Raw genomic sequence first — 21,486 nt, 5'->3', positions numbered from 1 at the left:
CATCAGTCTGCGGCAGCGAAATGTTCCATCTGGTCGTTATAGGCTTTCTGGAATGCAGGCCGCGCCATGGCGCGTTCGACATAGGCCCGGCAGACCGGATGCTGGGTCAGGCCGTCAAAATGATCAACGAGACGCAACACGTCGGCCATCAGAATATCGGCAACCGAAAATTGCTCCGTCAGCCATTCGCGGCCTGATAGCGCCTGTTCCATATGCCCCAGCCGACCGGCCAGAAAACTGTCCATGAGCTGGCGCCCCGGTGTCTGCTCCTCATCGCCGGTGAATTTATAAAGGGCGAGCGGCAAGGCGGCCATTTCTACCGAATTCAGTGCGGCAAAGAGCCATTGTATGACCTCGTTTCGCACCCTCGGATCAGGCGGCAACAGCACGTCGCTCTTTTCGGCGATATGCAGCAGGATGGCACCGCTTTCGAAAATCGACATATCGCCGTCGATCAGCCATGGCACCTGCCCGAACGGCTGATGGGTGAAATGCTCGGGCCCGCGGGTCTTGAACGGCACACCTTCGACGCGATACGGTAGCCCGGCTTCTTCCAGCGCCCAGCGCACGCGAAGATCGCGGACGAAGCCGCGCGGCATTTTGGGAACCCAGTCGAATGTCGCCAATATCATTTCTGTCATGGGAAACGACATAGCGCGCATGCAGACTTTGTCCAACGACGGTTATCGCGCCAACCGACGTGCTGAATGTTCAGGCTTTATTGGGAAGGAAAATTTGGTGGAGCCAAGCGGGATCGAACCGCTGACCTCCTGCATGCCATGCAGGCGCTCTCCCAGCTGAGCTATGGCCCCATCAGACCTCTTTCGAGGCACATCAGGCAAGACTTGCTGCCCGGTGTGGCGGCTTATTAAATGGCGTTCGTCAGAAGATCAAGAGCTAAATCGCAACTCTTTTCACATCTGCCAAAAATAATTCACAGATCGTACCGAAGTCCCATCTGGGGTGCGCTCCAAACGCAACGAGGCGACCCGAAGGTCGCCTCGCAAAAAGCATCAGGTCTTGATCTGCGTAACAGATCAGCCTTCTTCGTCTTCACCGCCGACGCCGCCGCCGAGAATGCCCGACATGTCGTCGTCCTCGTCTTCCTCTTCTTCGAGGAAGGTGTCTTCATCGTCGTCGCCGAGATCGACATCGTCGTCGTCCATATCCGGCAGATCGTCGCCACCGCCCTTGGTTTCGTCGTCGGCATCCTCGAGCGAGACGAATTCCGGCTTTTCGAGTGCCGTATCCAGTTCTTCCTCTTCGGTTTCCTCTTCGACAACACGGCTTTCAAGCGTGGAATCGAAATAAGAGCGCGGATAGGAAATGCCGGTGTAAGGCGAAACGATCGGATCGCGATTGAGATCGTAAAATTTCTTGCCCGTTTCCGGGTCGATACGCTTGGTACCAAGTTCAGCTTTTGCCACGTCTAGCCTCGTTAATTTACACGGGGACACAAATTCATAAAATCGCGCCAGAATGCCTGCTTTGAAGCATATAGCCCATCACCATGCTGTTCACTGAGCCATATGGCAAGGGGCAAGTCTTAAGCGCGTTTATATTGTTGTCCGGTGCATAAACGCAATTTGGCGCGTTTGTCAAAGCCAAACGCAAAGGGATAAGCAGACTCTTGGCTCTCCCTCCTGGTTATGGGTGTCGCCCGCGCCGCGTATTCGCGGATGACCGCACAATATTACTATGCTAGGGAAGCCCCGCTTATCTCTCAATCCCGGCGCGTGTCCGCGCCAAAAATGTGACTGTGAAAAATCCATGTCCCATTCTGCATCCCCGAAACCAGCAACCGCCCGCCGCTCGGAGGCACTCACGGGCGAAATCCGCATTCCGGGCGACAAGTCCATCTCGCATCGCTCCTTCATGTTCGGCGGTCTTGCATCGGGTGAAACCCGCATCACCGGCCTTTTGGAAGGTGAAGACGTCATCAATACCGGTCGCGCCATGCAGGCCATGGGCGCGAAAATCCGCAAGGATGGCGATGTCTGGATCATCAATGGCGTCGGCAATGGCTGCCTGTTGCAGCCCGAAGCAGCGCTCGATTTCGGCAATGCCGGAACAGGTGCGCGCCTCACCATGGGCCTTGTCGGCACCTATGACATGAAAACCTCCTTTATCGGCGACGCCTCGCTGACCTCGCGCCCCATGGGCCGCGTACTCAATCCGCTGCGCGAAATGGGCGTTCAGGTGGAAGCAGCCGAAGGCGACCGCATGCCGCTGACGCTGATCGGCCCCAGGACGGCCAATCCAATCACCTATCGCGTGCCGATGGCGTCCGCGCAGGTGAAGTCCGCCGTGCTGCTCGCCGGTCTCAACACGCCGGGCGTCACCACCGTCATCGAGCCGGTCATGACCCGCGACCATACGGAAAAGATGCTGCAGGGCTTTGGCGCAGATCTTTCGGTTGAAACCGACAAGGATGGCGTGCGCCATATCCGCATCACCGGCCAGGGCAAGCTTACCGGCCAGACCATCGACGTGCCGGGGGATCCGTCCTCGACGGCCTTCCCGTTGGTCGCCGCCCTTCTGGTCGAAGGTTCGGACGTTACCATCCACAACGTGCTGATGAATCCGACCCGTACCGGCCTGATCCTGACGCTACAGGAAATGGGCGCCGATATCGAAGTGCTCAATGCCCGTCTTGCTGGCGGCGAGGATGTCGCCGATCTTCACGTGAAAGCATCGAAGCTCAAGGGCGTTGTCGTTCCGCCGGAACGCGCGCCATCGATGATCGACGAATATCCGGTTCTGGCGATTGCCGCCTCCTTCGCGGAAGGCGAAACCGTGATGGACGGCCTGGACGAGCTGCGCGTCAAGGAATCGGATCGTCTGGCAGCCGTTGCACGGGGCCTTGAAGCCAATGGCGTCGATTGCACCGAAGGCGAGATGTCGCTGACGGTCCGCGGCCGCCCCGACGGCAAGGGACTGGGGGGCGGTACGGTCGCAACCCATCTCGATCACCGCATCGCGATGAGCTTCCTCGTCATGGGCCTTGCATCGGAAAAGCCGGTGACGGTTGACGACAGCACCATGATCGCCACGTCCTTCCCCGAATTCATGGATATGATGCCGAGACTGGGCGCAAAGATCGAGCTGAGCGACGCGCAATGACGCCGTTTATTGTCGCTATCGACGGACCGGCCGCCTCGGGCAAGGGAACTCTTGCCCGGCGCATCGCCATTCACTACGGCATGCCGCATCTGGATACGGGGCTGACCTATCGCGCCGTCGCCAAGGCGCTGATCGACAAGGGACTGCCGCTCGACGATGAGGCCGTGGCGGCTGACGTCGCGCTGAACCTCGATCTGCGCGAGATGGACAAGGCGGTGCTTTCCGCTCATGCAATCGGCGAGGCTGCGTCGAAGGTTGCGGTCATGCCGAAGGTCCGGCGGGCGCTCGTCGAAGCGCAACGCAATTTCGCCAATGCCCTGCCCTCGAGCGTGCTTGACGGGCGCGATATTGGCACCGTCGTCTGTCCCGCTGCGGCCATAAAGCTTTTCGTCACGGCTTCGCCGGAAGTACGCGCCGAGCGTCGCTTTGAAGAGATCGTGGCGCGCGGCGAAAAGGCAGATTTCGCGGAAATCCTCGCTGACCTCAGGAAGCGCGACGAACGCGACACGAACCGCATCGATTCTCCACTGAAGCCTGCTGAAGACGCGCACTTGCTAGATACGAGCGAAATGAGTATAGAAGCGGCATTTCTGGCCGCAAAAAAGCTGATCGATCACGCTTTGGCGCAGCATCGGGGATGAATCCGGCAAGTTTTATGCTTTTCGGATCTCATTACGCCTCGAAAAGCTGGATTATCGTGAGTTCGGACCTATATAGGCTGCACTCATACTGAAAAGCCTGACTTCGCGTTCCACGCGCCGGTTGTCTGCAAAGACGGGGCCGAAGTCTGGCATAACGCAACACTAACCCCCGGCGCCGCATCCGATGAACTTTCCGGATGCACCAGGAGTATTCATGTCAGAATTCAATCCAACCCTCGCAGACTTCGAGTCGCTGCTGGCGGAATCCTTTGCAACGAACGACCTTGCTGAAGGTTATGTCGTCAAGGGCCGCATCGTAGCCATTGAAAAGGACATGGCGATCATCGACGCCGGTCTGAAGGTCGAAGGCCGCGTGCCGCTGAAGGAATTCGGCGCAAAGGGCAAAGACGGCACGCTGAAGCCGGGCGACGAAGTGGAAGTTTACGTCGAGCGTATCGAAAACGCTCTGGGCGAAGCTGTCCTGTCGCGCGAAAAAGCACGCCGTGAAGAAAGCTGGGTCAAGCTCGAGCAGAAGTTCGCCAATGGCGAGCGCGTCGATGGCGTCATCTTCAATCAGGTCAAGGGTGGTTTCACCGTCGACCTCGACGGCGCTGTTGCCTTCCTGCCGCGTTCGCAGGTCGACATCCGTCCGATCCGCGACGTCACCCCGCTCATGCACGTCCCGCAACCGTTCGAAATCCTCAAGATGGACAAGCGTCGCGGCAACATCGTTGTCTCGCGTCGTACCGTTCTTGAAGAAAGCCGTGCGGAACAGCGTTCGGAAATCGTCCAGAACCTTGAAGAAGGTCAGGTCGTTGAAGGCGTCGTCAAGAACATCACCGATTACGGTGCGTTCGTTGACCTCGGCGGCATCGACGGTCTCCTGCACGTGACCGACATGGCATGGCGCCGCGTCAACCATCCGTCGGAAATCCTCACCATCGGCCAGACGGTCAAGGTGCAGATCATCCGCATCAACCAGGAAACCCATCGTATCTCGCTCGGCATGAAGCAGCTCGAGAGCGATCCTTGGGATGGCATCGGCGCGAAGTACCCGATCGGCAAAAAGATCACCGGCACCGTCACGAACATCACCGACTACGGTGCGTTCGTCGAAATCGAGCCGGGCATCGAAGGCCTCATCCACGTTTCCGAAATGTCGTGGACCAAGAAGAATGTCCATCCGGGCAAGATTCTGTCCACCACGCAGGAAGTCGAAGTCGTTGTGCTCGAAGTTGATCCGGTCAAGCGCCGCATCTCGCTCGGCCTCAAGCAGACCCTCGACAATCCGTGGACGACCTTCGCCCAGAAGTACCCTGTCGGTACCGTTGTTGAAGGCGAAGTCAAGAACAAGACCGAATTCGGCCTGTTCATTGGCCTCGACGGCGACGTTGACGGCATGGTTCACCTCTCCGACCTCGACTGGAACCGTCCGGGCGAACAGGTCATCGAAGAGTACAACAAGGGTGAAGTCGTTAAGGCTGTCGTTCTCGACGTTGACATCGAGAAGGAACGCATCTCGCTCGGCATCAAGCAGCTTTCCGGCGACAAGGTCGGTGAAGCAGCAGCTTCCGGCGACCTGCGCAAGAACGCCGTTGTAACGGTAGAAGTCACCGCAGTAACCGATGGCGGCCTTGAAGTTCGTCTGGTCGATCACGACCTCGACAGCTTCATCAAGCGCTCGGATCTGTCGCGTGACCGCGACGAACAGCGTCCGGAACGCTTCACGGTCGGTCAGAAGGTTGACGCTCGCGTCATCGCTTTCGACAAGAAGACCCGTAAGCTGCAGGTCTCGATCAAGGCGCTCGAAATCGCCGAAGAAAAGGAAGCTGTTGCTCAGTACGGTTCGTCCGACTCCGGCGCTTCGCTCGGCGACATCCTCGGTGCCGCTCTGAAGAAGCAGGAAAAGAACTAATCTTTCCCTCTTCGACTGAACATGGAAAAGCCCGCCTCTCGGCGGGCTTTTTCTTTATCAAATAAATTTATGGTGATTCCTCTGCCACGAAATGGTCACGAACCGGCACAATTTTACGTGCTCGACCAATATTGATTCATTATCTTCTTTTCCAATTCGGCAGATGAGCAACTAATAAAGCTTTCTCTGCATTAATCGTGGAGGATAAAAGCTTCCAGGCCGCCTATTCATAGCAAAATATCTATACAAAATTACTTTTGAACGGATTGCATAAGATGATTTCCAGAACGACCACCCTGACCGCAATGTTGCTTTCAACTGCGCTGCTCAGCGCTTCCTTTGCCGTGCCAAGCTTCGCCGAAAGTGCAGCAAAGCCGAATGCCCCGGCGACAGAGAGCACGAAAGCTGCTCAACAGGACGCCATCAAGAAGCTGGATGCCATTTCCGGCGATGGCCTCGCAGCGGTGCGGGGCGTTACACTGGCGCGACTGGCCATTTTTCAGGGAACACCCGACCAGGCCAAGGTCATCCTGTCGACGGTCAAGGATGATCTGGACAAGGCGCAGAAAGACACTCCATCCCTGCTCGACAAGATGAAAGCGGCTGGCGCTCCAGCCGACGAAGTCGCCGAAGTTCAGTCGGGCACATTACCGGTCGATATGGAAGTCGGTGTAGTCGATGACTACAAGCTGACGCCTGAAAAGGCTGCCCACCTGAAAAAGGCCAATGAAAATATCCAGCATGGCCGCAAGAAAGAGGCCCAGGATGAGCTGAAACTCGCGGATGTCGATCTGGTGATAACCGAAACGACAGCCAATCTGCCTGCCATCGACAAGGATGTCGATCTGGCACTGGAACAGCTCGGCAACGGCAAATATTACGATGCCAACCTGACCCTCATCAAGGCGGAACATATGGTGACGATTCGCTCCAACATGTCCGTTGATGACAAGAAGGACGCCAGCAAGACAGCCAATGCACCAGCCGACGCAAAGCCGACTGATGCGGCCAAGAAGAGCTGACCATCGCTTGTGAGAATAAAGGCCGGGATGTGAACCATCCCGGCTTCTTTAAAGCGCGTTTCGATCTGATTAAATCAGATCGGCGCTCTAAGCTGTTCCTATTTTAAGCCTAATCTTATCGATCCTCGTTTCACTCCGGTCGGATTATGCTCTATGCAACGCTGAGCATATGAATCAGGCCAAGGCTGATGGTGCCGAGAGCCACGAGCGAAAGCACCGCGGTCAGCGTCACCCGACCGCCTGCCGATGCTACGGAGCGGATATCGACGCCGAGGCCAAGAGCCGCCATCGAAATGATCGTGAGGATGGTCGAGGCATACTGAATGCCGGGCAAGATCGATTCCGGTATCAGGTGCAGCGAATGCAGCGCCATCATGCCAAGGAAGCCGAGAATGAACCATGGCACGAGCTGGAAGAAGCCAGGCTTGGCGTTTGCGTCCTTGTTTCCGGCAAGAAGCGCCAGCGCGAGAATGACCGGTCCGAGCATCAGCACGCGTACGAGCTTCACCAGCGTGCCAAGCTGGACACTGATCGTCGCGACCGGAGCAGTGGCTGCCAGAACCTGTGGCACCGCATAGACGGTCAGGCCCGCCAGTACGCCATATTGCGTGTGCGACAGCCCCAGAAGCGGCACCAGCAACGGCAGAAGCAGCACGACGACCACGCCGAGAATAGCAGTGAAGGCAATGGAAGCCGCCACGTCCTCGCTTCCCGCGCCGATAACCGGGGCGGTGGCAGCGATGGCGGAATTGCCACAAATGGAGTTACCGCAGGCCACCAGCACCGCCATGCGATGCGGCAGTTTCAACAGGCGTCCGATCCCATAGCTGAGCGTGATAGCGACCACGACGACGCCTGCAATGCCAAAGATGAGCCCGGAACCTGCGGCCACGACCGCGCTGGCGCTGATCGATGCGCCGAGCAGCACCACTGCAATTTCCAGAAGAAGCTTGGCGGAAAAGCCGATACCCTTGTTGAACTGCTTGCCGGGACGCAGAAACGTCCGCACGACCGTGCCGAGGAGAATGGCAATCACCAGCGCTTCGAGCCAGGCGCGCCCTGCATAATGTTCCTCGACTCTTTCAAGTCCAATCGCCGCTATTGCGACGGCAACGCTCAAGCCAAGTCCTGGGAGGATGTTCTGGATTTTGGAGTAGGTCATTGTCGGCATTTCAAATCTGTCTGTTTGCTTTTTCGCATTGTCCCGCGCAAAACCGCTTCGCACTTTTGCTGGAAATGCTGTTTCTTTCGCATTGTCCAACGCAAAACCGCTTCACACTTTTGCTGGAAATGCTCGTATGAGAATTATTTTCTCATCCAATGCCTGATTTTCCCTGTTCATTCCATTTCATTATATGGCATATTTCATTCGATAAAATCGAACGATAGATGCTATGACACTGGAACAGCTACGAATTTTCATTGAAGTGGCCGAGCGTGAGCACCTTACGCGAGCCTCGGAAGCCCTGCATCTGACGCCTTCGGCGGTCAGTTCGGCTATCCGCACGATGGAAAATCGCTACGGGGCCACGCTCTTCAATCGTATCGGGCGGCGGATCGAGCTGACCGGTGATGGGCGCATGTTTCTGGACGAGGCGCGCGCAACACTTGCACGCGCCCGTTCCGCCGAACGGATGCTATCGGAACTTGGTGGCGGCAAGCGCGGCATCCTCGCCATTCATGCCAGCCAGACCATCGCCAGCTATTGGCTGCCATCCTTTCTGGCACGGTTTCACGCCGCTTATCCGCTGATCGATATGCGGCTGACGCTTGGAAACACCGAAAGCGTTACCGAGGCGACACAGGAAGGTGTTGCCGATATCGGTCTGGTGGAAGGCGCCGTGCAGGCACCATCCCTATCGATCAGCAAGGTTGCAAGCGACCAGCTTATTCTGGTGGCACGTCCCGATCATGATTGGGGTACGGGCAGCAAGCTCACCTGGGATCGGCTTTTCGAGGGAAAATGGATTCTGCGCGAGCAGGGATCGGGAACGCGCAGCGTTTTCGAGGATGCCATGCGCGCCTCCGGCTACAATCCGGCGCGGCTGCATGTAGCGCTGGAACTGCCCTCGAACGAGGCTATCTGCTCAGCGGTGCGCTCGGGTGACTATGTGACGGCCATATCGGAGCTTGTCGCCGCCCCGCATCTTGCCGCCGGAACGCTCATGAAGGCCGACTTTGCACTCCCGCAACGCCAGTTTCTCATGCTGCAGCACAATGACCGCTACAGGACAAAAGCGCTACAGTCTTTCGCCAACTTGCTGAGCGGCGGGGATCAGCGGATCCGACGTAATAGCTCCGGCTGCGGGAAGCAGGTTGACGCCATGCCATTCTTCGCCTGCCACAGGCCGATGGAGCGGCGGGTCTTGAAGCCCGGCAAACCATCCGGCTTGCCGACATCATAGCCCAGCGCCTGCATGCGTTTCTGCATTGCGCCGATATCAGAGCGATACATGGAGCCGAAGTCGCCCCATCCACGGCTGAAATCGCCCGCTCCATAGGCTATACGATCACCGACATGACCGATGAAGAGCGCATAGAGATCGCTCATATTATAGTCTTTGAGCACGTAGAAATTCGGGCTCACGACAAAGGCCGGACCGTAGCGACCGGCAGGCATGAGCAGAAAGCTTGTCGCCTTCATTTCATTGGCCGGAAACGGTTTGCCATTCACCCGCGTAATGCCGAGCTTTGCCCATTCGGCAATCGTCTTGCCCTGATCCGGACCTTCCAGCGAGCAGGATATGTTCTGCGGAACGCTCACTTCAAAGCCCCAGTCACGCCCCTTCTGCCAGCCGTGAAGCTTCAGATAGTTGGCGATAGAGGCCAGTGTATCGGGCACCGAATTCCAGATATCGCGCTTACCGTCACCGTCGAAATCGACGGCGTGTTTCAGATAGGAAGTCGGCATGAATTGCGGCTGGCCGAGCGCGCCCGCCCATGAGCTTTTCATCGCGGCTTCGTCGATATAGCCCTTGGAAGCGATTTCGAGCGCAGCAATCAGTTCCTTGCGGAACATGTCCTTGCGGGTGGCCATAAAGGCCTTGGTGCCGAGAACTTCATAGGCATTATATGGAATCTTCACCGTGCCGAAACCGGATTCGCGGCCCCATACGGCAAGCAGGACCGGCCCCGGAACGCCATATTTCTGTTCGATGCGTTTCAAGAGACTGGCATATTGGCCATAGCGCGCCTTGCCGCCGCTTGTGACGGTGCTCATCGTCTTTGCATTGAAATACTTACCGGGCGCACCGAATTCCGCCTGTTTCTGCTCTTTCGGCGTCGAAGGCTTTTCGCCGGGAATGACGAGATCGGGCAGCTTCCAGTTGATCGAGACACCGGCAAAAGCCTGATCGAACACGGCGCGGGACACGCCGGCTGCCTTCGCTTCCGGCCAGAGGTCCTTTTCGAGCCAGTTGCGATACTGGCTTTCAACCTGCGCCTTGGACGGTGCGGCAACGGCGGGAGAAATGGCAAGACTGGCAAGCAGTGCGAGACCAATCTTCAGGCTATGCTTCCAATTTCCCGCTGCCATGCATGTCTCCAAACCTAAAGGGTTGTTCTTGCCCGTAACGCAGCAGCAAGCGTGCCTTCATCCAGATAATCGAGTTCACCGCCAACCGGAACGCCGTGGGCGAGCCGCGTGACGCGCACATCGAAGCTCGATAGCTGGTCGGTGATGTAATGCGCCGTGGTCTGGCCTTCGACGGTGGCGTTGACCGCGAGAATCACTTCCTTGATCTCCCCGGTGGAAACCCGTTCCACCAGACCCTTGATGTTGAGATCGTCCGGGCCGATGCCATCGAGCGGCGACAGGCGACCGCCGAGAACGTGATAGCGCACATTCATCGTGCCAGCCCGTTCCAGTGCCCAAAGATCGGAAACATCCTCCACCACGATGAGGGTGGCGGGATCGCGCCGCTCATCGGTGCAGATCGTGCATGGATCGGACGTATCGACATTGCCGCAGCACGAACAGATGCGCACCTTTTCGGCAGCCTCCTGCATGGCGCCGCCAAGCGGCACCAGAAGCGCTTCCTTCTTCTTGATAAGGTGCAGAGCCGCACGACGGGCCGAACGCGGTCCAAGCCCTGGCACACGGGCCAGAAGCTGGATGAGACGTTCGATTTCAGGGCCGGCTATTCGTTTGGACATCTTTTAAGGCAATACGGCAATAGGGCAGTAAGGCAATAGGGAAAGCAGAGGCAGCAACATTTCGGGCAGAAAAACATACTGCCCTAATGCCTTACTGCCCTACTCACTTAAAACGGCAACTTAAACCCCGGAGGGATCGGCAGACCGGCGGTGAGCGACTGCGTCTTTTCGGCCATGGCCGCTTCGAGCTTGGCCTTGGCGTCGTTATGCGCCGCGATGATCAGATCTTCGAGGATTTCAACCTCTTCTTCCTTCATCAGCGACGGGTCGATCTTCAGCGCCGACAGGGTGCCCTTGCCGGAAAGCGTGATCGTCACCAGCCCGCCGCCCGAAGAGGCCGAGGCTTCAAGATTGGCGATCTCGTCCTGCATGGCCTTCATCTTGGCCTGCAATTCCTTCGCCTGCTTCATCATGCCCATCATGTCACGCATGGGTTCACTCCATCATTCCGTAATTCAGTCGTCTTCAGACGGTCCGCCAGGGATTTCCGCCACGGCATCGAGGTCAATGTCCTCGTCGTCATTCTGTTCCGGTACGGCAATGCGCACATCGGTGATTTTTGCGCCTGGAAAGGCCGCGAGAATAGCGGCGACATCGGGATCGGCACGGGCGTCGGTCACCAGATTGTCGCGTCGCTCGGTTTCTGCCTCCGAAATGGTCTGCCCCGCCACATCACGCGCGACGGTCACCACCCAGCGAATGCCGGTCCAGTTCAGGAGGCGTTGCGAAATGTCGCTCGGCAAAGATTTCGGCGCATCGTCGGTCAGGCCGATTTCGAGCCGTCCGGGTGCAATGGATGCAAGCCGCACACAGCTCTTGACCAGGATCTTGAACTGCATGTCGCGGTGCTTGTCGGCGAGTGCGACGACATCATGCAGGCTGTTGACCGGCACCGAAGGCTGCGGCGTATTCTCGACGAATGGCTGCGGCGCGACAGACGGCTGAACCGGCTGCGGTGGTGTTTCCACGATACGCATGGCCGTTGCCGGTCCACCGGAGACGGGAGCCATCGAGGACGATCCAACCGTATCGGTGACAAAGCGCGCTTCAGGCTGACCGCCGCCGCCATTCGGCCGCGGATTGCCCGGCTGCGGACGCGGCGCCGAAACGGAGCCATTGTCGAGACTGCGAATCGCCTCGTCCAGCGTCGGCATATCTGCGGCGTGGGCAAGCCGGATCAAAAGCATTTCTGCGGCCTGAACCGGTCTCGTCGCCGTATCGACTTCCGCAATGCCCTTGAGCAACATCTGCCAGGTGCGCGACAGCACACGGACGGAAAGTTTCTGCGCGAATTCCCGACCGCGCACGCGCTCGTCTTCCGACAGGGACACGTCTTCTGCCACATCCGGCGTGAAACGCAGGCGTGTCACCAGATGGTTGAAATCGGCAAGATCGGTCAGCACGACCGACGGGTCGGCACCGACATCATATTGCGCGCGAAATTCCGTCAGAGCGCCAGCCACATCGCCACGCATCAGCATCTCGAAGAGGTCGATGATACGGGCACGGTCGGCAAGGCCCAGCATGGAGCGCACGGCTTCCGCCGTGACGGTGCCTGCGCCATGCGCAATGGCCTGATCGAAGATCGACAGCGAATCGCGTGCCGAGCCTTCGCCTGCGCGTGCGATCATGGCGAGCGACGTGTCATCCACCGCGATCTGTTCCGCTTCCGCGATGCGGCGCAGATGCTGCGCCAGCGTGCCCGATTCGATGCGACGCAGGTCGAAGCGCTGGCAACGCGACAGGACCGTGATCGGAACTTTTCGGATTTCGGTGGTGGCAAAGATGAATTTGACGTGCGGCGGCGGCTCTTCCAGCGTCTTCAACAGGCCGTTGAAAGCCTGATTGGAGAGCATGTGCACTTCGTCGATGATATAGACTTTATAACGCGCAGAAACCGGGCGGTAGCGCACCTGCTCGATGATCTCGCGGATGTCATCGATGCCGGTATGCGAGGCGGCGTCCATCTCGATCACGTCGACATGACGGCCTTCCATGATCGCCTGGCAGTTTTCACCCTGCACGGAAAGATCGATAGTCGGCTGGTCGATCGTATCTGTCTTGTAATTGAGCGCGCGCGCCAGAATGCGCGCCGTGGTCGTCTTGCCGACCCCGCGAACGCCGGTGAGCATCCAGGCCTGCGCAATGCGGCCCGTCTCGAACGCGTTCTTGAGCGTGCGAACCATCGGCTCCTGGCCGATCAGGTCGTTGAAATTCTGGGGGCGATATTTGCGGGCGAGAACGCGATAGGCGCCATCGGCGGATTTTGTGTCCATGAGCTACCCTTCCGTTCTTCCTGTTCCGCTTTTTTCTCAGTCGCCAGTTTGGACCGGACGCATGAGCGGCGTCAACCAAAGAGGCAACCCATCAACAGTCGTCGGCGTCGTGAGAAAGGGTGGGAGGCTGGCACGATGACCCGTGCCGTGGCTCGTTAGGGCTGCTTCCTTCCGGACCTGACCCGGTTGGCGAGTGGCTCGTCCACCACCAACCTCCCACGCTGCATATCGTCAATTGTGAAGCAAAAAGCAAGGTGGGCGCCACGCAAAAAGCAAGCGCTGGACGAAAAAAACTGGTAAATGTCGGCCTATGGAACAGTTCGAACTCGATAAACGGCTTCAAGCCGACACTTTTTCTGTCGCCAAGCTCGGCCTATGCGAGCTTCGGCTGATGAACGACCGGCGCTGGCCATGGCTGATCCTGGTGCCGCGCCGTCCCGGCCTTGCTGAAATCCACGATATGACCCCGCTCGACCAGACCATGCTGACCTTCGAGACCGGTATCGTTGCGCAGGCGCTCAAGGCCGTGACGGGCTGTGAGAAGATCAATACGGGTGCGCTCGGCAATATCGTTCGGCAGCTGCATCTGCATGTCATCGCCCGCAACGAGGGCGATGCAGGCTGGCCCGGCCCGGTCTGGGGCTTCGGAACCCGCGAGACCTATGACGAAAAAGATGCCCACCAACTGATCGCCGACATTCGCACGGCGCTTTAGTTTATTTTCACACGCATCTTTTCCGAAAACCGTTTCACACTTTTCGGGATGCGCTTTAATCCCCCAACAATTCCGAGATCGATATGACTTTCCGTCTTTATGACCTGCCGGAAATCGAACCGAGCCGATCTGTCGGATTTTCCGGCAACCGGATCGACCGCCAATCCGAAAAGCGACAGGATGATTCTGCCTTTACGGCTCTGGAACTTCCCGAAACGCGAATCATGCTGCTGGGCGGCAACAGGCTTCTTCTCGACTATGCCGATGAAAAAGCCCCGCGCGCCTTTTTCGTACTCGGCGAGGCGAATGACTTTGCGCCCGATCTTCACGAACCGATTTTTCTCGGTCTTCAGGACGGCGCGCCGCTTGTCGCGTTGACGACTCCGCTCGACCCCGAGACGATGGAACCGCCTTTCCGCCTGCAGGATTATCGCAGCATCTATACGGAAGGGCTGGTATCCGCCGACCTGCTCGGCGCGCTGGCGCAAGCCGCAGCGCTGACCGCATGGCATGCCAATCACCGTTTCTGTGGACGTTGTGGCACGAAAACCGACATGCGTGCCGGCGGTGCCAAGCGGCAATGCCCGAACTGCGGTGCCGAACATTTCCCGCGAACCGATCCGGTGGCGATCATGCTGCCGGTGCGCGGCGAAAAATGCATTCTGGCCCGCAGCCCGCATTTCGCGCCCGGCTCCTATTCCTGCCTTGCGGGATTTATCGAGCACGGCGAAACAATCGAGGCCGCCGTGCGCCGTGAAAGTGTGGAGGAAATGGGGCTCTCCATCGGTCGCGTTGCCTATCATGCGAGCCAGCCCTGGCCGTTTCCCTATTCGCTGATGATCGGTTGTCATGCCGAGGTTTTGAGCGACGACTTCACTATCGACCGCTCGGAGCTGGAAGACGGTCGCTGGTTCTCGAAGGCCGAAGTGCGGACAATGCTGGAAGGCACACATGAAAATGGGTTGCGGGTGCCGCCATCCGGCGCCATCGCAACCCATCTGATAAAGGCCTGGGCGGAAAACTGATTCCGCCCGATATTCTCTAAATTACTCTGCAGCGAGCAACTGCGTGCCGCGAATATCGCTGCCCTGATAGACGCCGAGAATGCGCACTTCCTTGGTGAAGAAGCGCAGTTCTTCCAGCGCGAGCTGGAGATTGTGGTCCTCCGGATGTCCTTCGACATCAGCATAGAACTGCGTGGCGATGAAACGCCCGCCGATCTGATAGCTTTCGAGCTTCGTCATGTTGATGCCATTGGTGGCAAAGCCGCCCAGCGCCTTGTAGAGCGCAGCCGGGACGTTGCGCACGCGGAAGACAAAAGTCGTCACGATGCGTTCGCCATTTTCGGGACGCGGCGCCCACTGCTTGCTCTTGGACAGAACAACGAAGCGAGTCACATTGTCTTCCGCATCCTCGACATTTTCTTCCAGAATATCGAGACCATAGAGCTCGGCAGCAAGGCTTGGCGCCAATGCCGCCATGGAGCGATCCTTCATATCGGCGACGAGACGGGCGGCTCCCGCCGTATCACCCGCGATGACGCCCTTCCAGCCGTTCTGGCGAATGACGTTGCGGCACTGGCCGAGTGCATGGACATGGCTGTGAACGGTCTTGATTTCTTCGCGCTTGACGCCCGGAAGCACCATCAGCTGGAAATGGATCGGCAAGAAATATTCGCCAATGATGTGCATGTCGGCCAGCGGCAGCAGATAATGAATATCGGCGACGCGACCGGCCAGCGTGTTCTCGATCGGGATCATGGCGAGATCGGCAGCGCCAGTTTCAACCGCGTTGAAGGCATCCTCAAAAGTCGGGCACGGCAAAGGCTCCATATCGGGAAACATGTTGCGGCACGCCGTATCGGAATTTGCGCCCGCTTCACCCTGAAAGGAAATCCTGTTGGTTTTCATCGTACCATGCTTTCTTAAATGCCACTCATTGTGGCCGTTATACCAGGGCGCTGGGATGCTAACGCATCACGCCCTGAAAATGCTCAATCGCCGCACAGGCTTAACCAAAACTCGATGAGTCAACTCATCGAGTTTTGGTATTAGATACCCTGTGCTACAAGACGACGGGCCCGGTCAAGATCGGCCTGCGTGTCGACGCCGAGCGGCACCGTTCTCACAAGTTCCACATCGATGCGCATTCCGGCTTCGAGCGCCCGCAACTGTTCGAGTTTTTCGCGCTTTTCCAATGGCGACTGACCAAGTTTGACGAAGTGTTCAAGTGCTGCGCGGCGATAGGCGTAAAGGCCGATATGGTGATAAAGCGGGCCTTCGCCATAGGGCGCTGTCGCGCGCGTGAAATAAAGCGCGCGCAAGCGGCTGTTGCCTGCAAGCGGGGAACCGACGATCTTCACCACGCTCGGATTGGTCTTTTCTGATTCTTCCTCGATTTCGACGCCGAGCGTCGCAATGTCGGCGGGTCCGTCTTCGAGCGGCAGAAGCGCGCGGCGGATGATATCGGGATCGATGGTCGGCAGATCGCCCTGAACATTCACCACGGCATCGACCTCGCCCGCCGGATCGACTTTCATCAATGCTTCATAGATGCGGTCGGAGCCGGATTCATGATCCTCACGCGTCATGATGGCTTCGTGGCCATGCGCGGTAACAACTGAGAAAATCTCTTCGCTGTCGGTTGCGACCACGGTCCGGCCCAGCTTTGCAGCCGCTGCACGATCGGCCACATGAACGATCATCGGCTTGCCGCAAATATCGGCGAGCGGCTTGTTTGGCAGCCGCGTAGACGCCATGCGCGCCGGGATAAGAGTGAGTGTCTTTAATGTCTGAAGCATCATCGCCTCTTGAGATCGATAGGTCGCGGACGTCTTGTAACCCGCTTTGCCAATGCTGGAAATGCATCAAAAGTGTCAAAAAGTCACGGGTCTAGTCACCCTTATAGGTGTTGCATCGCCCTGGTAAAAGACCTAGTTTCCGCCCGATGCCGGGGAGAGAATTGTGACCTTTATTAAAGGTTTGCATGCCGGCTAGGAGAGCGTTCTCGGGGAGAGCGTTTTGGTAGAGGGAGCGCTGACCGGCGATGAATTCAACCCGGACTAACAAGTTTATCATGGCTTTTCTGGCAACGGTGTTCGTTGTCATGACGACAGGCATCCTGTCCGATTCGCTGTTTCACTCGCCTGCGCCTGAAAAGCCGGGCTTTGCCATCGAAGCGGCGGAAGCCTCGACCGGTGAAGGGGGCGCTGCGCCGGCCAAGGAAGAAGTTTCCATTGCGACGTTGCTGCAGTCTGCCGATCCGGCACGCGGTGAAACCGTCTTCAAGCGTTGCGCTGCATGCCATACCGGTGAAAAGGGTGGCGCCAACAAGGTTGGTCCGCATCTGTGGGATGTCGTGAACCGTCCGGCTGCCTCCGTTGAAGGTTTCGGCTATTCGGCTGCCATGAAGGAATTCGGTGCTGGCGGCAACAAGTGGGATTTTGAACATCTCAACAAGTTCCTGACCTCGCCGAAAGGCTTCATCAAGGGCACGGCCATGGGCTTTGCCGGCGACAAGAAGGACAATGAACGCGCCGATCTGATCGCTTATCTGCGTACGCTGTCCGACAATCCGGCTCCACTGCCGACCGCTGATGCGGCACCTGCTGAAGGTGGCGATGCAAAGCCTGCCGAAGGCGAAAAGCCCGCAGAAGGCGCACCGTCAAGCGCACCGGCAGGTGGCGAACAGAAGCCTGCGGAACCGGCACCCGCTAATTAAGCCGACAAGATAGAAACACGATCAAAGCCCGGTTCTCCGGGCTTTTTTCTTGCCGGCGTCAAATTTCTTGCCCCAATGCCTTTCTTCCTCCGCAAAAACCCATAAGACTTCATCCCAATATATCCGAAACAGGAACGGAGAGGCTGGATGAGAGCTTTTTGGGCGGGTGCGTTCGCAGTGGCCATGCTTGCGAGCACGGTTTCAATGGGGCGCGCAAATGACGCGCAACCCCAATGGCGATATTCCTCCAGCCTGCTTGGCGAGCCCAAATATCCAGCCGATTTCAAACATTATGACTATGTGAACCCCGATGCGCCGAAAGGCGGCACGCTGAACATGGTCGCCGTCGGCACCTTCGACAGTCTCAATCCATTCGTGGTGCAGGGCGTTCCTGCCGCTGGCCTGTCCGACTTCGGCGGTGGGATGCTCTACGACACGCTGATGACGGACTCGGTCGATCAGCCCTCCACCCAATATCCTGTGATCGCCGAGGCCCTGCAATATCCTGACGATTTCTCCTGGGTGAAATTCAAGCTCAATCCCAAAGCGAAATGGCATGACGGCCAACCGATCACCGTCGATGACGTGATCTGGTCATTTGACGTGCTGAAGAAGCAGTCGCCGATGTACAACAAATATTATGGCGACGTGGAGAAGGCGGAAAAGACTGGCGAACATGAGGTGAAATTCACCTTTAGCCAAAAGGGCAACCGCGAACTGCCGCAGATTCTGGGGCAGCTTGCCGTTCTTCCCAAGCACTGGTGGGAAGGCAAGGATGCACAGGGCAGGCAGCGCGACATCACCCGCCCGACGCTTGAAATCCCGCTCGGCTCTGCCGCCTACAAGATCGACAGCATGACGCCCGGACGCTCCATCACCTGGGCGCGCGTCGACGACTATTGGGGCAAGGATCTGGGCGTCAATGTCGGGCGTAACAACTTCGACCGCATCGCTTACGAATATTATTTCAATGAGGATGCGACCTGGGAAGCCTTCAAGAAAGGCGGACAGTACGATTACCGTAACGAGAATCGCGCCCAACGCTGGGCCGAACAGTATAATTTCCCGGCCGTGCAGCGTGGCGATGTCGTAAAGGCTTCGTTCCCTTATCACGCCGTCGGACGTATGCAGGGCTATTTTCTGAACACGCGCCGCGACAAGTTCAAGGATCCGAAAGTGCGTCAGGCACTGACTTACGCCTTCGACTTCGAATCGATGAATCGCCTACTGTTCTTCAACCAGTACAAGCGCATCAACAGCTATTTCGCAGGCAATGAACTGGAACTGAGCGGCCCACCGACACCGGCGGAACAGGCGATACTCGAAACGGTGAAGGATGCGCTTCCTGCCGACGCATTGACCAAGGAATTCAAGCTGCCGGTCTATGACACGCCGCAGGCCACCCGCGAAAACCTGCGTACTTCGCTGAAACTCTTCTCGGAAGCAGGCTGGACATTGCAGGGCAACAAGCTGGTCGATGCCAAGGGCAATCCGTTCACCATCGAATTTCTCGGCAAGGACCCGACGGACGAGCGCATTTACAATCCATTCGCCGCAAGCCTGCGCAAGATCGGCATCAATGCAACTGTACGCATCGTTGATGCGGCGCAGTATCAGGCCCGTGTCAACGATTTCGACTATGATGTGGTGACCTCCATCATTCCGCAAAGCAGTTCGCCCGGCAATGAGCAGCGCGACATGTGGGGCTCCAAAGCCGCCGATTTCAAAGGCAGCCGCAACTATGCCGGTATCAAGAACCCGGCCATCGACAAGCTGATCGACCGTGTGATTTATGCCAAGGACCGGGACGAGCTTGTCGCCTCGACCCATGCGCTCGATCGGGCTTTGTTGTGGAACTACTACGTCATCCCGCAATGGTATGATGACAAAATCAACGTGGCTTACTGGAATAAATTTGGAATGCCTGAAAAGCAGCCCGATTACAGTGGCATTGACCCGTTCTCCTGGTGGATAGACCCTGCGAAGGAAGCCAAGCTCAAGACCGGCAGTGAATGAGGGCCGGACGACAATGACGATCCTTCGCATGAATCGCCGCCATTTTCTGGGGCTTTCGGGAACTGTAGCCCTTGCGGCCCTCCTGCCGCCAAGGGCCTTTGCCGACATACCGACGGGCAAGGCACTGCACGGACTTTCGGCTTTCGGTGACCTGAAATACGGTCCCGATTTTCCGCATTTCGACTATGCCAGCCCCGAAGCACCGAAGGGCGGCACGTTCAATTTCGCGCCGTCGAGTTGGGTCTGGAACCAGAATACCGACACGTTCAACACGCTGAATACCTTCACCTTCAAGGGTGATGCGCCGCCGCGCATGGAACTGACATTCGATACGCTGATGGCTTCGGCGCTGGATGAGCCCGATTCTGTCTATGGCCTGATCGCGGAAAATGCGACGCTTTCGAAAGACCGCCGCAGCTGCACCTTCAAGCTTCGCAAGGAAGCGCGCTTTCACGACGGCTCGCCTATCGAGGCGAAAGACGTGTTGTTCACCTATACGACCATCAAGCAGAAGGGCCATCCGACCCTGCGCCAGTCGCTGGCAGGAGTGGAAAAAGTGGAGGTAACCGGCAGCCGAGAAGTGCGCATGCGCTTCGTCGAAGGGCGCGGGCCGAACGCCATTCTCGATGCCGTTACCGTGCCGATCCTGTCGGAAAGCTGGTTCAAGAACCGCGATTTCGAAGCGACAACCATGCAGCCGGTACTCGGCTCCGGCGCTTACAAGGTCGGTAATTTCTCAGCCGGTCAGTTCATCGAGTATGACCGCGTCGAGGATTATTGGGCGAAAGACCTTCCGGCCCAGAAGGGCTTCAACCATTTCGACCGCATTCGTATCGAGTTTTTCCGTGACCGCCAGCCGCAATTCGAAGCCTTCAAGAAAGGCAGTATCGATTACCGCGAGGAGAGCGTCTCCAAAAACTGGGCGACGGGCTATGATTTCCCGGCCACACAGCAGGGAAAGGTCATCAAGCGCACCTTTCCGCGAGAAAAGCGCCCGCTGATGCAGGCATGGGCGCTGAACCAGCGCCGCGAACGGTTCCGCGATCCGCGCGTGCGTGAAGCAATTGCGCTCTGCTTCGACTTCGAATGGACCAACGAGCATCTTTTCTACAAAGTTTATGCCCGCTCGCAATCCTGCTTCAACGGATCGGATTTTCAGGCAAGCGGCCTGCCGACACCTGATGAGCTGAAAGTCCTTGAACGCTATCGCGGCAAGCTTCCGGACGCTGTCTTCAGCGAGGCTATACTCATGCCTGTATCGGATGGGACAGGCCGCGACCGAGCGCAGTTTGCGCAGGCCATCAAACTGCTGGAGGCGGTCGGTTTCGAACGCAAGAATGGCCAGTTCCACGACAAGGACGGATCGAAGTTCGCGCTGGAGATTCTGAGTAACTCCGAAGGCTTCACTCGTGTCTATAATCCGTTCATTCAGAAATTGCGGGCCATTGGCATTGATGCGAGCCAGCGTCTGGTGGATGCAAGCCAGTATCAGGCGCGAATGCAGGATTTCCAGTTCGACATGGTGGGTATGGCGCTGCAGTTCAGCCCCACGCCGACACAGGAATCGCTTGCCGGCATGTTCGGCTCCGAATCGGCCAAGGTGCCGGGCAGCTACAATCTTCCTGGCACGGAAGATCCGTTGATCGATGCGCTGATTGCGGATATCGGCAAGGTTTCGAGCCGTGAAGAACTCGTCGCCACGATGCGAGCGCTTGATCGGTACTTGCGTATCCGTCGCGACTGGATTCCAAATTGGACGACAGCGAATCATCTCGCGGCCTATTGGGACCGGTTCGGCTTCAAGGAGCCCAAGCCCGATTACGGCTTTCCTGTCGAGACGCTGTGGTGGATAGATAATGAAAAGGCACAAGCTGTTGGCAAGCCATAAGACAAACCTGAACCT

Annotated in this window: 18 protein-coding genes, 1 tRNA gene, 1 other RNA gene and 1 pseudogene; 10 read left to right on the top strand and 11 right to left on the bottom strand. The window is 57.7% G+C overall.

From position 1 onward, the window contains the following. Positions 1–2 precede the first annotated feature (2 nt). From MKS82_RS14125 to MKS82_RS14115, 3 genes are all read right to left on the bottom strand, one after another. Complete coding sequence (locus tag MKS82_RS14125) at positions 3–641, bottom strand: glutathione S-transferase family protein (RefSeq protein WP_109987177.1); 639 nt, start codon at positions 639–641, stop codon at positions 3–5. 95 nt (positions 642–736) lie between these two features. Further along, positions 737–812 (bottom strand) — tRNA-Ala (locus MKS82_RS14120). 225 nt (positions 813–1,037) lie between these two features. Then, a complete protein-coding gene (locus tag MKS82_RS14115; protein WP_109987138.1) occupies positions 1,038–1,427 on the bottom strand; it encodes a TIGR02300 family protein in 390 nt (129 codons plus the stop codon). A gap of 343 nt (positions 1,428–1,770) precedes the next feature. Between MKS82_RS14115 and aroA the strand changes: the two genes are divergently transcribed. From aroA to MKS82_RS14095, 4 genes are all read left to right on the top strand, one after another. Then, entirely contained in the window at positions 1,771–3,123 is a 1,353-nt protein-coding gene (aroA, locus tag MKS82_RS14110; protein ID WP_109987137.1) for a 3-phosphoshikimate 1-carboxyvinyltransferase, read from the top strand. Continuing rightward, a complete protein-coding gene (cmk, locus tag MKS82_RS14105) occupies positions 3,120–3,764 on the top strand; it encodes a (d)CMP kinase (protein ID WP_109987136.1) in 645 nt (214 codons plus the stop codon). Before aroA ends, cmk begins: the two co-directional genes overlap by 4 nt. 214 nt (positions 3,765–3,978) lie before the next feature. Further along, entirely contained in the window at positions 3,979–5,679 is a 1,701-nt protein-coding gene (gene rpsA, locus MKS82_RS14100) for a 30S ribosomal protein S1 (RefSeq protein WP_109987135.1), read from the top strand. A 275-nt stretch (positions 5,680–5,954) separates the two neighbouring features. Then, positions 5,955–6,701: a YfdX family protein gene (locus tag MKS82_RS14095; RefSeq protein WP_109987134.1), complete on the top strand. Its 747-nt coding sequence runs from the start codon at positions 5,955–5,957 to the stop codon at positions 6,699–6,701. Positions 6,702–6,852: 151 nt separating this feature from the next. Here MKS82_RS14095 and MKS82_RS14090 read toward each other — a convergent pair whose 3' ends face one another. After that, positions 6,853–7,872: a YeiH family protein gene (locus tag MKS82_RS14090; RefSeq protein WP_181394259.1), complete on the bottom strand. Its 1,020-nt coding sequence runs from the start codon at positions 7,870–7,872 to the stop codon at positions 6,853–6,855. 223 nt (positions 7,873–8,095) lie between these two features. Between MKS82_RS14090 and MKS82_RS14085 the strand changes: the two are divergent. Continuing rightward, a pseudogene (locus tag MKS82_RS14085) lies at positions 8,096–8,965 on the top strand (LysR substrate-binding domain-containing protein); the annotation flags it as partial. A gap of 11 nt (positions 8,966–8,976) precedes the next feature. Here the strand turns inward: MKS82_RS14085 and MKS82_RS14080 are convergent. The 5 genes from MKS82_RS14080 to ffs form a co-directional block, all read right to left on the bottom strand. Then, positions 8,977–10,236, bottom strand: coding sequence for a lytic murein transglycosylase (locus MKS82_RS14080; protein WP_109987131.1), 1,260 nt, complete (start codon positions 10,234–10,236; stop codon positions 8,977–8,979). Between the two features lie 14 nt (positions 10,237–10,250). After that, complete coding sequence (recR, locus tag MKS82_RS14075; RefSeq protein WP_109987130.1) at positions 10,251–10,856, bottom strand: recombination mediator RecR; 606 nt, start codon at positions 10,854–10,856, stop codon at positions 10,251–10,253. 107 nt (positions 10,857–10,963) lie between these two features. Continuing rightward, a complete protein-coding gene (locus tag MKS82_RS14070) occupies positions 10,964–11,287 on the bottom strand; it encodes a YbaB/EbfC family nucleoid-associated protein (RefSeq protein ID WP_109987129.1) in 324 nt (107 codons plus the stop codon). Positions 11,288–11,311: 24 nt separating this feature from the next. Further along, on the bottom strand, positions 11,312–13,132 hold the full coding sequence (locus MKS82_RS14065; protein WP_109987128.1) for a DNA polymerase III subunit gamma/tau: 1,821 nt from the start codon (positions 13,130–13,132) through the stop codon (positions 11,312–11,314). Between the two features lie 119 nt (positions 13,133–13,251). Beyond that, an RNA gene (gene ffs / locus MKS82_RS14060) (signal recognition particle sRNA small type) lies at positions 13,252–13,349 on the bottom strand. Positions 13,350–13,442: 93 nt separating this feature from the next. On the opposite strand from ffs, the gene MKS82_RS14055 reads away from it, so the two are divergent. Continuing rightward, positions 13,443–13,847 (top strand): HIT domain-containing protein, encoded by a 405-nt coding sequence (locus tag MKS82_RS14055; protein ID WP_109987127.1) that lies wholly within the window; start codon positions 13,443–13,445, stop codon positions 13,845–13,847. 83 nt (positions 13,848–13,930) lie between these two features. Beyond that, positions 13,931–14,872: an NAD(+) diphosphatase gene (nudC, locus tag MKS82_RS14050; RefSeq protein ID WP_109987126.1), complete on the top strand. Its 942-nt coding sequence runs from the start codon at positions 13,931–13,933 to the stop codon at positions 14,870–14,872. 21 nt (positions 14,873–14,893) lie between these two features. Here nudC and MKS82_RS14045 read toward each other — a convergent pair whose 3' ends face one another. Then, positions 14,894–15,757, bottom strand: coding sequence for a prephenate dehydratase (locus tag MKS82_RS14045; protein ID WP_109987125.1), 864 nt, complete (start codon positions 15,755–15,757; stop codon positions 14,894–14,896). Between the two features lie 140 nt (positions 15,758–15,897). Continuing rightward, positions 15,898–16,647 (bottom strand): 3-deoxy-manno-octulosonate cytidylyltransferase, encoded by a 750-nt coding sequence (locus MKS82_RS14040; RefSeq protein WP_109987176.1) that lies wholly within the window; start codon positions 16,645–16,647, stop codon positions 15,898–15,900. Positions 16,648–16,892: 245 nt separating this feature from the next. Between MKS82_RS14040 and MKS82_RS14035 the strand changes: the two genes are divergently transcribed. From MKS82_RS14035 to MKS82_RS14025, 3 genes are all read left to right on the top strand, one after another. Further along, positions 16,893–17,567, top strand: coding sequence for a c-type cytochrome (locus MKS82_RS14035; protein WP_109987124.1), 675 nt, complete (start codon positions 16,893–16,895; stop codon positions 17,565–17,567). A 147-nt stretch (positions 17,568–17,714) separates the two neighbouring features. Beyond that, complete coding sequence (locus MKS82_RS14030; protein ID WP_109987123.1) at positions 17,715–19,583, top strand: extracellular solute-binding protein; 1,869 nt, start codon at positions 17,715–17,717, stop codon at positions 19,581–19,583. A gap of 13 nt (positions 19,584–19,596) precedes the next feature. Continuing rightward, positions 19,597–21,471, top strand: a complete 1,875-nt coding sequence (locus MKS82_RS14025) for an extracellular solute-binding protein (protein WP_109987122.1) — start codon at positions 19,597–19,599, stop codon at positions 21,469–21,471. Positions 21,472–21,486: the final 15 nt, after the last annotated feature.

The organism is Ochrobactrum sp. A-1 (assembly GCF_022488005.1).
In the GTDB taxonomy this organism is placed as follows: Bacteria; Pseudomonadota; Alphaproteobacteria; order Rhizobiales; family Rhizobiaceae; genus Brucella.
This window is presented reverse-complemented; position numbering and strand designations above follow the sequence as displayed.